The sequence below is a fragment of the Haemophilus sp. 27098_8_127 genome (assembly GCF_041433495.1).
Taxonomy (GTDB): Bacteria; Pseudomonadota; Gammaproteobacteria; order Enterobacterales; family Pasteurellaceae; genus Haemophilus_D.
In genome coordinates this window covers 280118-296417 of the sequence record NZ_JAPWBP010000002.1, presented here as the reverse complement: position 1 = coordinate 296417, position 16300 = coordinate 280118, and the positions used below count along the sequence as shown (strand labels likewise).

Annotated in this window: 16 protein-coding genes; 15 read left to right on the top strand and 1 reads right to left on the bottom strand. The window is 40.3% G+C overall.

All coding sequences use genetic code 11. The annotated features are described in order from the left end of the window. The first annotated feature begins 55 nt into the window (after window positions 1-55). The 7 genes from rdgB to O3746_RS04025 all read left to right on the top strand — a co-directional run bounded on the left by rdgB (window position 56) and on the right by O3746_RS04025 (window position 6381). On the top strand, window positions 56-655 hold the full coding sequence (gene rdgB, locus O3746_RS04055; protein ID WP_294838290.1) for an RdgB/HAM1 family non-canonical purine NTP pyrophosphatase: 600 nt from the start codon (window positions 56-58) through the stop codon (window positions 653-655). A gap of 38 nt (window positions 656-693) precedes the next feature. Beyond that, window positions 694-1011 carry a heavy metal-binding domain-containing protein gene (locus O3746_RS04050; RefSeq protein WP_005695251.1) on the top strand — a complete coding sequence of 106 codons (318 nt, stop codon included), beginning with the start codon at window positions 694-696 and terminating at the stop codon, window positions 1009-1011. Between the two features lie 144 nt (window positions 1012-1155). Beyond that, window positions 1156-1518 carry a helix-hairpin-helix domain-containing protein gene (locus O3746_RS04045; RefSeq protein WP_371447850.1) on the top strand — a complete coding sequence of 121 codons (363 nt, stop codon included), beginning with the start codon at window positions 1156-1158 and terminating at the stop codon, window positions 1516-1518. A gap of 214 nt (window positions 1519-1732) precedes the next feature. Next, the gene (gene focA, locus O3746_RS04040; protein WP_049384830.1) at window positions 1733-2587 is read left to right on the top strand and encodes a formate transporter FocA; all 855 of its coding nucleotides are present in this window, start codon (window positions 1733-1735) and stop codon (window positions 2585-2587) included. Window positions 2588-2641: 54 nt separating this feature from the next. Next, window positions 2642-4954: a formate C-acetyltransferase gene (gene pflB, locus O3746_RS04035; protein ID WP_049371761.1), complete on the top strand. Its 2313-nt coding sequence runs from the start codon at window positions 2642-2644 to the stop codon at window positions 4952-4954. Window positions 4955-5083: 129 nt separating this feature from the next. Next, complete coding sequence (pflA, locus tag O3746_RS04030) at window positions 5084-5824, top strand: pyruvate formate lyase 1-activating protein (RefSeq protein ID WP_371447849.1); 741 nt, start codon at window positions 5084-5086, stop codon at window positions 5822-5824. Between the two features lie 53 nt (window positions 5825-5877). Further along, window positions 5878-6381, top strand: a complete 504-nt coding sequence (locus O3746_RS04025) for a surface-adhesin E family protein (protein ID WP_371447848.1) — start codon at window positions 5878-5880, stop codon at window positions 6379-6381. Between the two features lie 122 nt (window positions 6382-6503). Here the strand turns inward: O3746_RS04025 and efp are convergent, their stop codons facing one another. Beyond that, window positions 6504-7070, bottom strand: coding sequence for an elongation factor P (gene efp, locus O3746_RS04020; protein WP_005695259.1), 567 nt, complete (start codon window positions 7068-7070; stop codon window positions 6504-6506). A gap of 36 nt (window positions 7071-7106) precedes the next feature. On the opposite strand from efp, the gene epmB reads away from it, so the two are divergent. From epmB to O3746_RS03980, 8 genes are all read left to right on the top strand, one after another. Then, window positions 7107-8123: an EF-P beta-lysylation protein EpmB gene (epmB, locus tag O3746_RS04015; protein ID WP_371447874.1), complete on the top strand. Its 1017-nt coding sequence runs from the start codon at window positions 7107-7109 to the stop codon at window positions 8121-8123. A 74-nt stretch (window positions 8124-8197) separates the two neighbouring features. Next, window positions 8198-9589, top strand: a complete 1392-nt coding sequence (oapA, locus tag O3746_RS04010; protein WP_371447847.1) for an opacity-associated protein OapA — start codon at window positions 8198-8200, stop codon at window positions 9587-9589. Between the two features lie 105 nt (window positions 9590-9694). Beyond that, window positions 9695-10102: an MliC family protein gene (locus O3746_RS04005; RefSeq protein ID WP_371447846.1), complete on the top strand. Its 408-nt coding sequence runs from the start codon at window positions 9695-9697 to the stop codon at window positions 10100-10102. A 7-nt stretch (window positions 10103-10109) separates the two neighbouring features. Next, window positions 10110-10814, top strand: a complete 705-nt coding sequence (gene recO / locus O3746_RS04000) for a DNA repair protein RecO (protein ID WP_314789274.1) — start codon at window positions 10110-10112, stop codon at window positions 10812-10814. Window positions 10815-10850: 36 nt separating this feature from the next. Next, on the top strand, window positions 10851-12161 hold the full coding sequence (gene rlmD, locus O3746_RS03995; RefSeq protein WP_371447845.1) for a 23S rRNA (uracil(1939)-C(5))-methyltransferase RlmD: 1311 nt from the start codon (window positions 10851-10853) through the stop codon (window positions 12159-12161). Between the two features lie 101 nt (window positions 12162-12262). After that, window positions 12263-14512: a GTP diphosphokinase gene (gene relA / locus O3746_RS03990; RefSeq protein ID WP_371447844.1), complete on the top strand. Its 2250-nt coding sequence runs from the start codon at window positions 12263-12265 to the stop codon at window positions 14510-14512. 20 nt (window positions 14513-14532) lie between these two features. Then, a complete protein-coding gene (locus tag O3746_RS03985; protein ID WP_371447843.1) occupies window positions 14533-14889 on the top strand; it encodes a diacylglycerol kinase in 357 nt (118 codons plus the stop codon). A gap of 148 nt (window positions 14890-15037) precedes the next feature. After that, window positions 15038-16294 carry a GntP family permease gene (locus O3746_RS03980; RefSeq protein WP_371447842.1) on the top strand — a complete coding sequence of 419 codons (1257 nt, stop codon included), beginning with the start codon at window positions 15038-15040 and terminating at the stop codon, window positions 16292-16294. Window positions 16295-16300 lie beyond the last annotated feature (6 nt).

Below are 16300 nucleotides of genomic sequence, written 5' to 3'. Positions count from 1 at the left end.
AAATTTTTTGGTGAGATGCTAAAATGAGATAACGTTTGATATGAAGGATAAAATCATGAAACAAAAAATTGTGCTTGCTACAGGTAATAAAGGCAAAGTAAAAGAAATGGCAGATGTATTAGCAGATTTTGGTTTTGAAGTCATTGCTCAGACAGATTTAGGCATTGAAAGTCCAGAGGAAACAGGCTTAACGTTTGTTGAAAATGCGATTTTGAAAGCGCGTTATGCATCTGAAAAATCGGGTTTACCGGCCATTGCAGATGATTCCGGTCTTGTGGTGGATGCGTTAAATGGTGCGCCAGGATTGTATTCTGCTCGTTATGCAGGTGTGGATGGTGACGAAGCTGATGCGAAAAACCGAGAAAAATTATTGGCAGAATTAGCTGATGTACCGACTGAACGTCGCCAAGCAAAATTTGTGAGCACGATTGTGTTATTACAACATCCAAGTGATCCTTCTCCGATCATTGCTCAAGGTGAATGTGACGGGCAGATTATTTATGAAGAGAAAGGTGAAAATGGCTTCGGTTACGACTCGCTCTTTTTTAGCCCGGAAAAAGGCTGTACCTTTGCCGAATTAGAAACCGTAGAGAAAAAGAAAATCTCTCATCGTGCGAAGGCATTGGCCGTTTTAAAATCAAAATTAAGCGTCTAAAGTGCGGTTGATTTTCAACGAGAATTAAAGGATACAAAATGATTATTACCACTACGCCTAATATTGAAGGTAAACAAATCGTCGAATATAAACAAGTCGTCTTTGGAGAAGTGATTGCTGGGGCAAACTTTATACGTGATTTTTTTGCGGCTATTACCGATGTGATTGGTGGTCGTTCGAGTGTTTATGAGCGTCGTATTAGTCGTGCACGCCAAGATGCCTTGAAAGAGTTGGAAGAAAAAGCAATTGCTTTAGGGGCAAATGCTGTGGTTGGCGTAGAGATTAATTACGCAACAGTAAGCAATAAAAGTATGTTTATGGTGATTGCAAGTGGCACGGCAGTGGTGGTGCGCTAAGGTCTTTTTTTTATTTACTTAAATGTAATTTTTGCGATCAAGATCGCAAAAGTGCGGTCAATTTCTTGCGTGTTTTTGGAGTTTCTTAAAAATGTCGCTGTTGATATAAATCAACGGTACTTTTTGTTAATAAAGGGCATTTTTATGAAATTGATGAAACATTTATTTAGTTCATTATTTATTGCAGGCGCGATGTTGGGTACACAAGCGCTTGCTGAAGAAAATACATCTGAGCAGGCTCAACCGCAAACGCAAGTGCAGCAACAAACTGCTGTACAAGCACCATCACAAACTGTACAACAAACGGTGAGTGATAAATTAAATATTAATACTGCTAGCGCATCAGACATTCAAAAAGCGTTGATTGGTATTGGGGCGAAAAAAGCAGAAGCCATTGTGCAATATCGTGAAAAACACGGTAATTTCACTGTGGCAGAACAACTACTTGAAGTACAAGGCATTGGCAAAGCTACGCTAGAGAAAAACCGAGATCGTATCGTGTTTTAATGTTGTTATTTTTATATGAAAAGCGGAATAGTGATATTTCGCTTTTTTTTATTTTAGAGCAGAAAATTTACCAAAACTTGCAAAATATCAAATTTTTTTGGAATAAGTTGGGGATTTCTTGCAATGGTTTTATAAGAGAGTAGAATACCAAATGGGTATAGGAATACCTATGTTGTAGTATAAGAAATAATAAACCAACTATTTGGAGTTAGATATGGCATCAGAAAATTTAAATCAATCTTCTGTTGCTCTCACACCAGTTGAAGCAACGGATTATGCTGAAAGCGTCGCTGCGTATAAAGCGCAAAAACGTCCATTTTTGTCATTTCTGTCAGGTATTAGTGCTGGGGCTTGTATTGCTTTAGCCTTTGTATTCTATACGACGACACAAACAGCGAGCGCTGGCGCACCTTGGGGACTGACCAAGTTAGTCGGAGGGTTAGTCTTCTCTTTAGGTGTAATTATGGTGGTGATATTAGGATCTGAATTATTCACCTCTTCTACTTTAACCTTAGTTGCCCGTGTAGGCGGTAAGATAACCACAACGCAAATGATCCGAAATTGGATTGTGGTATATTTGGGTAACTTTGTCGGCGGTTTATTTATTGCTGCAGTGATTTGGTTTGGGGGACAAACCATGGCAGCAAATGGTCAATGGGGTTTAACCATTTTGGCAACCGCTCAACATAAGATTCACCATACTTGGTTTGAAGCATTTAACCTTGGTATTTTATGTAACATTATGGTGTGTGTAGCGGTATGGATGTCTTATTCAGGTAAAACCGTTACAGACAAAGCATTTATTATGATCATGCCGATTGGTTTATTTGTTGCATCAGGTTTTGAACACTGTGTGGCAAATATGTTTATGATTCCGCTTGGCATTATTACAGCACATTTTAGTACACCAGAGTTTTGGCAACAGATTGGTGTAGACCCAATGAAATATGCAGACTTAGATCTCTATCATTTCATTGTGAAGAATTTGATTCCAGTAACGTTGGGAAACATTGTGGGTGGTGCGGTTTGTATCGGCTTATTCCAACGTTATTTAACCAAAGCTCACTAATGTACTAACGAACTAAACAGACTTATTTTTTATCAATTAAAAAAGGAAATGACTATGTCAGAACTTAATGAAGCACAAAAAGTTGCGTGGGCAGGATTCGTTGCCGGTGATTGGCAAGAAAACGTCAACGTGCGTGATTTTATTCAAAAGAACTACACCCCGTATGAAGGTGATGATTCTTTCTTAGCAGGTCCAACCGAAGCGACAACCAAACTTTGGGAAACCGTTATGGAAGGAATTAAAGTTGAAAACCGCACACATGCGCCATTAGACTTTGACGAACATACGCCTTCAACGATTACTTCTCACGCACCAGGTTATATCAATAAAGACTTAGAGAAAATCGTAGGTCTTCAAACCGATGCTCCATTAAAACGTGCCATTATGCCATTTGGTGGTATTAAAATGGTGGAAGGATCATGCAAAATTTACGGTCGTGAATTAGATCCTGAAGTGAAAAAAATCTTCACTGAATATCGTAAAACCCACAACCAAGGTGTATTCGATGTTTATACGCCAGACATTTTACGTTGTCGTAAATCAGGTGTATTAACTGGTCTTCCAGATGCTTATGGTCGTGGTCGTATCATCGGTGACTATCGTCGTGTCGCACTTTATGGTGTTGACTTCTTAATGAAAGATAAATACGCACAATTCACTTCTTTACAAAAAGACTTAGAAGATGGCGTAAATCTAGAAGCAACTATTCGTTTACGTGAAGAAATCGCAGAACAACACCGTGCATTAGGCCAAATGAAACAAATGGCAGCAAGTTACGGTTTCGATATTTCTAACCCTGCAACTAACGCTAAAGAAGCAATTCAATGGATGTACTTTGCTTACTTAGCAGCAATTAAATCACAAAATGGTGCAGCGATGTCATTTGGCCGTACTGCAACCTTTATCGATATCTATATCGAACGTGATTTAAAAGCAGGTAAACTTACTGAAACTGAAGCGCAAGAATTAGTTGACCACTTAGTCATGAAACTTCGTATGGTTCGTTTCTTACGTACACCTGAATACGATCAATTATTCTCAGGTGACCCAATGTGGGCAACTGAAACCATCGCAGGTATGGGTTTAGATGGCCGTACATTAGTCACCAAAAATACATTCCGTATTTTACATACCCTTTACAACATGGGGACTTCTCCAGAGCCAAACTTAACAATTCTTTGGTCTGAACAATTACCTGAAAACTTCAAACGTTTCTGTGCAAAAGTATCGATTGATACCTCATCAGTTCAATACGAAAACGATGATTTAATGCGTCCAGACTTTAACAATGATGACTACGCAATTGCATGTTGTGTATCACCAATGGTTGTTGGTAAACAAATGCAATTCTTCGGTGCGCGTGCAAACTTAGCAAAAACATTGTTATACGCAATCAACGGCGGTATCGATGAAAAATTAGGTATGCAAGTTGGTCCGAAAACTGCACCAATCACTGATGAAGTGTTAGATTTCGACACAGTCATGACTCGTATGGACAGCTTTATGGATTGGTTGGCAAAACAATATGTGACTGCCTTAAATATCATCCACTATATGCATGATAAATATTCATACGAAGCCGCATTAATGGCATTACATGATCGTGATGTATACCGTACCATGGCTTGTGGTATCGCAGGTCTTTCTGTTGCAGCAGACTCTCTTTCAGCAATTAAATATGCGAAAGTTAAACCAGTTCGTGGCGACATCAAAGATAAAGATGGCAATGTTGTAGCAAGCAACGTAGCGATCGACTTCGAAATCGAGGGTGAATATCCACAATATGGTAACAACGACAACCGTGTAGATGACATCGCTTGCGATTTAGTTGAACGTTTCATGAAGAAAATTCAAAAACTTAAAACTTACCGCAATGCTGTGCCTACACAGTCTGTATTAACCATTACTTCTAACGTGGTTTATGGTAAGAAAACAGGTAACACCCCAGATGGTCGTCGTGCAGGCGCGCCATTCGGACCAGGTGCAAACCCAATGCACGGTCGTGACCAAAAAGGTGCGGTAGCATCATTAACTTCTGTGGCTAAACTTCCATTTGCTTACGCTAAAGATGGTATTTCTTATACCTTCTCAATTGTTCCAAATGCGTTAGGTAAAGATCCAGAAGCACAACGTCGCAACCTTGCTGGCTTAATGGATGGTTACTTCCACCACGAAGCTGCAGTAGAAGGTGGGCAACACTTAAATGTGAACGTATTAAACCGTGAAATGTTATTAGATGCGATGGAAAATCCGGATAAATATCCGCAATTAACCATCCGTGTATCTGGTTACGCAGTACGTTTCAACTCTTTAACTAAAGAGCAACAACAAGACGTCGTCACTCGTACATTCACAGAATCGTTCTAAAACACGATAAAATTTAACCGCACTTTAGCGGGAACATAAAAATTATGAGCCTGATTTAAGTCAGGCTCATTTTTTATAGATAATATTTTTGATAAAATTTAGCTAGATTTATTTTTTGGAAATTTATGTATGTCTGTTTTAGGAAGAATTCACTCCTTTGAATCCTGTGGTACCGTAGATGGTCCCGGCATTCGTTTTATTTTATTTATGCAAGGCTGTTTAATGCGTTGCAAATATTGTCACAATCGTGATACTTGGGATCTTGATGGTGGTCGCGAAATTAGTGTGGAAGAACTCATGAAAGAAGTCGTGAGCTATCGCCATTTTATGAATGCAACCGGTGGTGGTGTAACAGCATCTGGTGGTGAGGCTATTCTTCAAGCTGAGTTTGTACGAGATTGGTTCCGAGCTTGTAAAGCAGAAGGGATTAATACTTGTTTAGATACCAATGGTTTTGTACGTCATTATGACCATATTATTGATGAACTGATCGATGTAACTGATCTCGTTTTGCTTGATTTAAAAGAACTGAACGACAAAGTACACCAAAATCTGATCGGCGTACCAAATAAACGGACACTGGAATTTGCGAAATATTTGCAAAAACGTAATCAGCGTACCTGGATTCGTTATGTAGTCGTTCCAGGTTATACCGATAACGATCATGATGTTCATCTGCTCGGACAGTTTATTGAAGGTATGACCAATATTGAAAAAGTCGAACTTCTTCCTTATCATCGATTAGGGGCTCATAAATGGAAAACCCTTGGCTTTGAATATGAGCTCGAAGATGTTTTACCACCGACGAAAGAATCACTTGAGCATATAAAAACAATCCTTGAAGGATATGGACATACGGTAAAATATTAAGCTAAGGTGTAAAAAGATTAACAGCAGGCTTTAGAAAGCTTTAAGGAGGAAAAATGAAAAAATTAGCATTAACGTTTTTAGGTGTAGCCCTTTTAGCAGGCTGTTCAGCTGTTCAATCGCCAGTTACACAAGAAGAGGTGACCTTAACGCCACCTTCAAAAGATAGAGTAGGGTATATTCGATTAGTAAAAGATAAAAATTACTACATTGATACCGATTCAATTTGGGTGGATAACCAAGATTTAAACCAAGTGCATTTTGATGCCGTGGTGAATTTGGATAAAGGTTTATATGTGTATCCAAATGAGAAAAGACGTTATGCACGTTCTGTTCGACAATATAAAATCTTAAACTGTAAGAACTACCATTTAACCCAAGTTCGTACTGATTTTTATGATGATTTTTGGGGCGAAGGCTTGCGTGCCGCACCAAAAAAACAAGAGAAATACACAATTAGCTTAAAACCTAATACAACGCTCTATGCGGCTGCACAAGTTATTTGTGTGAACTCAGATAGAAAACCTTCTTTAGATTTAGAAGGCTCAAAAGTAAAATAATCAATCAAAGTGCGGTTAGAAATAACCGCATTTTTTATTTCTCTGAAACGAATGAACACGTAATAAAAAAACGGTCAATATTCATTAAATATTGACCGCTCTTTTCATCTCACCATGAAAGATTATTTCACACGAGAAACGTATTCGCCTGAACGAGTATCAACTTTGATTACTTCGCCGATTTGAACGAAAAGAGGTACTTTCACCACAGCACCAGTACTTAATGTTGCAGGTTTACCACCTGTACCCGCAGTATCACCTTTAAGACCTGGGTCAGTATCGATGATTTCTAATTCTACGAAGTTTGGTGGGGTAACAGTAATTGGCGCGCCGTTCCATAAAGTCACGATACAATCTGCTTGGTCTAATAACCATTTTTCAGCATCACCCACTGCTTTTGCATCAGCAGAGTATTGTTCAAATGTTTCTGGGTGCATGAAGTACCAGAATGCATCATCTTTGTATGAATAAGTCAGGTTAAGATCCATAACATCAGCAGCTTCAACCGAAGTACCAGATTTGAAGTTTACATCTAATACTTTGCCTGAAATTAATTTACGAATACGAGTACGAGTAAAAGCTTGGCCTTTACCTGGTTTAACGAATTCGTTTTCAACGATCACACAAGGCTCACCGTCTTGCATAAATTTTAGACCTGGTTTGAAATCACTGGTAGTATATGTAGCCATATTAAAAATATCCTAAAAAATAGAGATTGTTTGAAAGTGCGTATTTTAACCCGAAATATTGCGATTAGAGAAGAACAAAATTGGTTAGAAACCCTAAAAAATGCGATTTCTGATCCGAAAATCTTGTTAAAAACCTTAAATTTGCCTGTTGAGGATTTTGCCGAGGATATCGCTGCCCGTAAACTTTTTGCTATGCGAGTGCCTTTACCTTTTGTTGAAAAAATGGAAAAAGGGAATCCTAAAGATCCACTTTTTTTGCAGGTAATGACGGTCCAGCAAGAATTTATTGAAGCGGAAGGCTTTAGCCAAGATCCTTTAGATGAGCAGCAAAAAAATGCCGTGCCTAATATTCTGCATAAATATCAAAATCGCTTGCTATTCATGGCAAAAGGAGGCTGTGCGGTTAACTGTCGTTATTGTTTCCGTCGCCATTTTCCTTATGATCAAAACCCAGGCAATAAAACGAGTTGGCAACAAGCAATAGACTATATTGCGGCCCATTCAGAAATTGAAGAAGTGATTTTTTCGGGTGGCGATCCGATGATGGCAAAGGATAGTGAATGGGCATGGCTATTAGAACGCCTTGAAAAAATACCGCACTTACAGCGTTTACGTATTCACTCTCGTTTGCCTGTCGTGATTCCGGAGCGAATTACGGATGAATTTTGTGATTTATTGCTAAAAAGCCGATTAAAAGCGGTGTTTGTCACGCATATCAATCATCCAAATGAAATTGATGAGGTACTTGCTTTCGCTATGCAAAAACTGGCAGGCGCTAAAGTGACCTTACTCAATCAATCAGTCCTTTTAAAAGATGTGAATGATAACCCACATATATTAAAAGTATTAAGCGATAAGCTGTTTCAATCAGGTATTCTGCCTTATTACTTGCATTTATTGGATAAAGTGCAGGGGGCGAGTCATTTTTATATCTCAGATGAGAAAGCATTACAAATTTACAAAGAATTACAGGCGCTCACATCTGGCTATTTAGTGCCCAAATTAGCACGAGAAATCGGTGGAGAGCCAAATAAGACTTTATACACCGCTTAAGATCCGATAAAATATGACTCAATTTTTCACCGCACTTTTGTGCGATCTTTAGTTTAGCAAATCGAGGTAATCCCGTGGATAATAAAAATCAACCTAACGACAATTCATCTCAAAATGAATTAGATTTAGGATTTAATCACTCTGACTCTGTGACACCAAGAAAACCGGTTCAACAAAGTGGCTCAATTTTTGATAAAGCCAAAGGTTTATTTGGTAAAAAAGAACAGCCAGATACACAATTCCATGTTCGCCGCGAACCAACTTTTGGTGCGGCAGCAAGTCAACCTTTTTCACCTTCTCAAGCATTCCAAAGTGAAAATACTGAACAGTCAGTGCAATCAAGTGCTTTCGGAGCTCAAGAACCTGTTGAAAATGTTCAAGTAGAAAACGTAGCGGAAGAAAAAGTGATTTTTGAAAATTCACCTGCAGAAGAGATTGTAGAAGAAGTGACAACTCAAGCCGAAACCGTTGCACCGTCAGCCGCTGCAGCAGCAAGCTTGAAATCACCTGAAAAATGGAAGGTTCTACAAATGTTACCAGAAAAACATCGCCGTTTATTTATTGCTATCTTGGGGTTAGTGGTCTTGCTGATCATTTTCTTCACCCTAAAACCAAACTCAGATACGGTAGAGTCTTTTGAACAACAAAACAGCAATGAAATTCCAGTTCAATTCCAATCATTGGATCAGTCTCAACCGGTTGAAACGACTGTATTAGATAACAATAACAATGCAGCGCCGGCAACGACAGAACAAGCTACAAATGAAACTAAATCAGATGCACCTCCAGCCATGGAGTACGTAGGTAATAAAGCAGATGCGGCGAAGTCACAACCTGCAGAGCCTGCACAACAAACTGTTGCTCAACAACCCGCAACTCAACCTGCGCCGGTTCAACCAGCTGTTACACCAGCACCAGTTAAAGAACCAGTGAAAACAGTGCAACCAGCTGTAGAAAAACATACCGCAACAGTTGAGCATAAAGCAGAACCTCGTCGTGAACAGACACCAGTGGTTCAAGAGAAAAAACAACCTAAACCGGTAGCTGAAAAAGCAACAGTTCAGCCGACTCAAACCGTGAAAAAAGAGTTAAGCAAAATTCAAGAGGCGAAACCTGTTGCAACTAAAGACAGTAAGGTTCAAATTGTGGAAGCAAAATCAGCAACCCACAATACAGTGAAAGCAGCTGAACCTGCAGCACAAACCGTTTCAACCGGTGCAACAAAAACATTAACGGTGCAGCAAGGTGTTTCATTGATGCAAGTATTCCGTGATAATAAATTGAATATTTCAGATGTGAATGCCATGACAAAAGCAAGCGGTGCAGGCAATGCATTAAGCAGTTTCAAACCTGGTGATAAAGTACAGGTTTCAGTGAATAGTCAAGGTCGAGTGAGTGAGCTTCGTTTATCAAATGGTGGCAAGTTCATTCGTCAAGCCGATGGTTCATATCAGTATAAAAAATAATTTTTAGTGGGCGAGTAATCGCCCATTTTTCTAGATAAGATTGTTTATCCTTGCTCATTTCGCAAAGTGAGCAATCATAAACAAACCTTAATGGAAATAGAATTCATGTTAAAAAAATTAAGCATAATTTTGGCCGCACTTTGTCTTTCTGCTTGTTCACAAAATGTTGAATTAAGCAAACCCGCACCACAGAAAATGAAAGTGCAAACCGTTGATAAAAAATCCCAAAAGGGTTCAGCGACGGTTTATTTGTGTAAAGGCAATAAAGAAGTGAGTGTGGTTCATACCAAGCAAAAACAGAAAAGTAAAAAAACACTCAGTCAGGTGACCGTTACTTTTAATGATGTAACCGAAAAATTGACACGAGTGATTTCTGAGCGTGGGAGAAATTATGCGAATATTCGTTGGTATTGGCAGGAGCGTGATGACTTCAGTCAATTACAAACTAGCGTAGGTGAAGTGCTTGCTGAACGCTGTGTTAAACAACCAAGTGAATTAAAATCAGGCAAATAATTCTTGTATGGATCTCCAACGCGGCTTTGTGTTACATCGTCGTCCTTATAGTGAAACCAGCCTTTTGGTGGATTTATTCACTGAAGAAACGGGGCGTTTGACGGTTATTGCAAAAGGTGCTCGTGCGAAACGTTCGGCATGGAAATCTGTCTTACAGCCTTTTACGCCATTACTTCTTCGTTGGTCAGGAAAAGGCGCATTAAAAACACTCACGAAAGCAGAGTCCGCAGCAATTACGCTGCCTTTGCAGCAAACGGCTTTATACAGCGGGTTTTATGTAAATGAGCTGATTACTCGAGTGATCGAGCCCGAAACGGCCAATCCACAACTTTTTCAGCATTATCTTCAATGCTTAACAGGCTTAGCCACTCAGCCACAGGTTGAGCCCACATTACGTCTATTTGAATTTCATTTACTTAAAATCTTAGGTTATGGCATTGATTTTCTGCATTGTGCAGGTTCAGGTTTACCAGTAGATGAATCGATGACTTATCAATACCGTGCGGAAAAGGGATTTATCGCCTCGTTAGTGAAAGATAACTTGACCTTTTATGGCCGAGATTTACTTGCTTTTGACCGTTTGGAATTCACCGATGAGTCCGTCTTGCAAGCAGCAAAGCGCTTTACTCGAATCGCACTTAAACCTTATTTAGGCGATAAACCGCTGAAAAGCCGAGAATTATTTACACAAAACGTACTTTATTTAAAATAATCCCTTTCTTTGATACATACAGATTAAAACACCATTATGGCTTTACTTTACGCTCCACAAAAAAAACAGAAAACCACCCAAAAATTTATCGCTGAAATTCAGGATTTAGATTATCAAGGGTTAGGTGTCGCTAAAATTCAAGGTAAAACCTGGTTCATTGAAAATGCTTTGCCAATGGAAAAAGTGGAAGCGGTAGTGACTGATGAAAAGCGTCAATATGGTTTAGCCACGGCACAAAAGTGGCTACAAAAGAGTAATCAGCGTGTTGAGCCACAATGTCGTTATTATGGGCGTTGTGGTGGCTGCCAAGGCCAGCATATTCCTGTGGAAATGCAGCGTAAAGCGAAAGAGAAGGCCCTTTTTTCTCGATTAAGTAAACTGCAGGCAGAGCCTATTCAATTAATGCCAATGATTTATGGCGAACAATGGGGCTATCGTCGTCGTGTACGATTAAGTTTGCTGTGGAATGCTAAAAATAAAACTATTGAAATGGGATTTCGTCAGAAAAACTCCAATCAGTTAGTCTGCATTCAGCAATGCTTAGTCGCAGAGCCTGCAATCAATGATCTTATCCCCAAATTGACCGCACTTTGGACTCAATATTCAGCCCCGAAACAATTAGGGCATATTGAATTAGTTTCAGCGGATAATGGCGTAGCCATGTTGTTACGTTACAAAGGTAATTTAGCAGAAGCTGACCGCACTTTGTTACTCGAGTTTGCACATGTCAATGCCGTAAATTTGTTTCTACAAGATGATCAATGTATTCAATTTGTGCATGGTGAAATGCCTTATTATTCTCTGGGCGATATTCGTTTATCTTTTGATATCCGCGATTTTATTCAAGTGAATACCCACTTAAATCTGCAAATGGTTGAGACGGCTTTAGATTGGCTTGATTTGAATCAGGATGATCATGTCTTAGATTTGTTCTGTGGGATGGGCAATTTCACGTTGCCTTTAGCCAAACGCGTGAAAAGTGCGGTTGGTATTGAAGGTGTTTTGGATATGGTGAAAAAAGCCCAAGCGAATGCACAGTTTAATCACATCGATAATGTTGAATTTTATCAAGCCGATTTAGATCAAGTTTTTTCAGAACAATCTTGGGCAAAACAACATTTCAATAAAATTCTTCTCGACCCGCCTCGTAGTGGCGCGGCATTTGCACTGAATGCGTTGTGTGAACTCGGTGCCGAAAGCATTCTTTACGTATCTTGCAATCCCGCTACCTTAATACGAGATGCAGAAATTCTCCGTTCTTTCGGGTATCGCATCATCAAAACCGCCATGATTGATATGTTCCCGCATACCAGTCATTTGGAGTCGGTGACATTATTTATCAAATAAGGTGTAAATTCTGATAGAATAGTCAGACTTTTTTGTTGTCTTAAAAAGACAACTCGGCGGACAGGATGTTGCCGAGCCATATTCATCAACAAGGGGGTATTATGGTTGCAGTTCGTGGTTCTCACTTATCAAATCCACATGATTTTGAGATCGAACAATGGTGTTCGAGCCTTAAACTTGCTGCCCCCGTAGAAAAGTCTCTGATTGATGCATGGTGTTATGCCCAAGCCAAAATAGCTGAACATGCCGATCAAATGGAGAATGCAATCCTTACATTGCAATCTGGTGTGGAAATGGTGGAAATTCTGCATGAAATGAATATGGACAGCGAAAGCTTACTCACCGCTATGCTATTCCCCTTAGTAGCAAATAAAATTGTCGATTGGGAGCAAATTCAGGAACATTTTGGTCCTAAAATCACCAAACTGCTTAAAGGTGTGGAGGAGATGGATAATATCCGTCAGCTCAACGCCAGCCATTCTGCCAATGCGTCTCAAGTGGATAATGTACGCCGTATGCTCCTTGCGATGGTGGACGATTTCCGTTGCGTGATCATTAAACTTGCTGAACGTATTACGTTTCTTCGTAATGCGGAAAATCACTTTTGTGAAGAAGAAAAAGTATTGGCTGCCAAAGAATGTTCCAATATTTATGCCCCATTGGCGAACCGTTTAGGTATCGGTCAATTGAAATGGGAGCTTGAAGATTACTGCTTCCGCTATTTGCATCCAGAACAATATCGAAATATTGCCAAATTATTACATGAGCGTCGCTTAGATCGTGAGCAGTATATTGCAGATTTTGTCACAGAGTTAACCAGTTATTTAAAAGAAAATATCGACCAGGTTGAGGTTTACGGCCGTCCTAAACATATTTATAGCATTTGGCGAAAAATGCAAAAGAAACACTTGGAATTCAGTGGCTTATATGATGTCAGAGCGGTTAGAGTGATCGTACAGAAATTGCAAGATTGTTATACGGCGCTCGGTATCGTTCACACGCACTTCAAGCACTTACCAAAAGAATTTGATGATTATGTTGCCAACCCGAAACCGAATGGCTATCAATCTATTCACACGGTGGTATTGGGCAAAGGTGGTAAGCCAATAGAAGTGCAAATTCGCACTCAGCAGATGCATGATGATGCGGAGCTTGGTGTAGCCGCCCACTGGAAATACAAAGAGGGCACGACAGGTAGCCTTTCCGCTTACGAAGAAAAAATCACTTGGTTGCGTAAATTACTTGCATGGCAAGATGATATTACGGATTCTGGCGAAGTGATGGCTGAATTACGTAGCCAAGTTTTTGATGATCGCGTATATGTGTTTACACCGAAAGGTGAAGTGGTTGATTTACCCGCGGGATCAACGCCTCTCGATTTTGCTTATGCGATCCACAGTGAAATTGGTCATCGTTGTATCGGGGCGAAAGTTGGTGGGCGTATTGTGCCATTCACTTATCACCTGCAAATGGGTGAGCAAGTGGATATCATCACGCAGAAAAATCCAAATCCAAGCCGAGATTGGGTCAATCCGAACTTAGGCTTTACCCATACCTCAAAAGCGCGAGCCAAAATCCAAGCGTGGTTTAAGAAACAAGATCGTGATAAAAACGTTCCAGCTGGTAAAGAGCAGTTAGATAATGAACTTGCTCGTTTGAATATCAGTTTGAAACAGGTTGAGCAGCTTGCCTTGCCACGTTATAACTTAAGAAACCTCGAAGATTTATACGCGGGCATTGGTAGCGGAGATATTCGTTTAAATCAGTTGATGAATTTCCTGCAAAGCCGATTGATCAAAGTGACGGCTGAAGAAGCAGATCAAGAAATTCTCCGCCATGTGGCGAGTAAAAGCGCGAATACTGCACAGCAAAAGGCGCAACAGAAAGCCGAGCAACAACAGAATAAAGGCTATGTCATTGTTGAAGGGGTCGGTAATTTAATGCACCATATGGCGCGTTGTTGTCAGCCTATTCCAGGTGATGCGATTGCAGGCTACATTACGATGGGGCGTGGCATCTCAATTCATCGCTGCGATTGTGAGCAGTTCATTGAATTACAAGCCGCCCATCCTGAACGCGTGGTAGAAGCTCTTTGGGGGGATAATTATGCGGCGGGGTTCCATATTAATATTCGCATTGTGGCCAGTGATCGCAACGGTTTATTGCGCGATATTACAACCGTGCTCGCGAATGAAAAAGTCAGCGTGTTAGGGGTCTCAAGCCGTGCGGACACTAAAAAACAAGTAGCGACGATGGATATGGAAATTGAACTGAAAAATGTCGAAAGTTTAAGTAAAATACTGGCCAGATTAGCGAAGTTAGACGACGTTATCGAAGCAAAACGTTTATAGATTACAACATAGGAACTTTTATGTATAAAACCACGGGATTAACCCATTTAATTAACTCGACGAAATATTCTTTACAAGGCTTAAAGAGTGCATTTAAAAATGAAACCGCATTTCGACACGAATGTTTTCTTGCGTGCATTCTGATTCCGCTCGCCTTTTGGCTAGGCGACACTAAAATTGAAATTGCTTTGATGATTTCATCGGTTTTACTTGTGATGGTAGTTGAACTGTTAAACAGTGCAGTTGAAGCGGTGGTAGATCGTATTGGCACAGAACGCCATGAGCTTTCAGGAAGAGCTAAAGACCAAGGTTCAGCAGCGGTATTCATTGCCCTTTGTATTGTTGTCGTGGTTTGGGGAAGTATTTTATTTTTCTAAAGTGCGGTCAATTTTCAGTAGCAATTTCGGCTTATGTGTTTTACATAAGCCGTTTTTGTAGGTGGAAGTCGGACAAGATTTTATTCCTCTACTTTTGCTGATATAAATAAGAAAGATTTTTGCATATTCATATCAACAGGAGGACGCTATGCCAACAGTCTCAGCCTTAGGTGCGCTTATTGCACTCATCGTCGCTATTTTCCTTATTTTGAAAAAAGTCTCACCAGCCTATGGTATGTTAGTTGGGGCTTTAGTCGGGGGATTAGTTGGCGGTGCTGATTTATCTCAAACCGTGAGTCTCATGATCGGAGGCGCTCAAGGTATCACTACTGCAGTCATGCGAATTCTCGCAGCAGGGGTATTGGCGGGAGTACTGATTGAATCCGGTGCGGCTAATACCATTGCTGAAACCATTACAAACAAGTTAGGTGAAACAAGAGCATTATTAGCGTTAGCGTTGGCTACATTAATTTTAACTGCTGTTGGTGTATTTATTGATGTTGCCGTGATTACAGTCTCTCCAATCGCCTTAGCACTTGCTAGTCGTACTGACTTATCAAAACCCGCTATTCTCTTAGCGATGATTGGTGGGGGAAAAGCAGGAAACTTAATGTCACCTAATCCTAATGCGATTGCAGCAGCAGATACATTCCATCTTCCTTTAACGTCAGTGATGATGGCAGGGATTATCCCCGCTATTTTTGGCTTAATATTGACCTATTTCTTAGCAAAACGGTTAAGAAACAAAGGTTCGCGCGTTTCTGCCCAAGAAGTTGTAACAGTCGAAACGCAGAATTTACCCTCATTTTTAACCGCACTTGTGGCACCTTTGGTTGCCATCTTCTTACTGGCACTTCGTCCGTTAGCCGATATTAAAGTCGATCCTTTAATCGCTTTACCACTTGGTGGTCTGATTGGCGCATTATGTATGGGCAAGCTTCGCCAAGCCAATAACTATGCGATTAGCGGTTTAGGGAAAATGGCTCCGGTGGCAATTATGCTACTTGGTACGGGCGCTTTAGCCGGTATTATTGCCAATTCCGGCATGAAAGATGTGCTCATTGAAGGCTTAAAACATTCTGGCTTACCTTCTTATATCCTGGCGCCAATTTCAGGTGCACTCATGTCGCTTGCCACAGCATCAACAACTGCAGGGACAGCGGTTGCTTCGAATGTGTTTAGTTCAACGCTATTAGAGTTGGGGGTGAGTAGTCTGGCAGGTGCCGCGATGATTCATGCGGGGGCGACAGTTTTCGATCATATGCCACATGGTTCTTTCTTCCATGCAACTGGTGGTTGCGTAAATATGGACATGAAAGAACGCTTAAAATTGATTCCTTATGAAAGTGCAGTCGGGTTAATTATGACCATTGTGTCCACCTTAATTTTTGGTGTATTTAGTTAGTTTAAG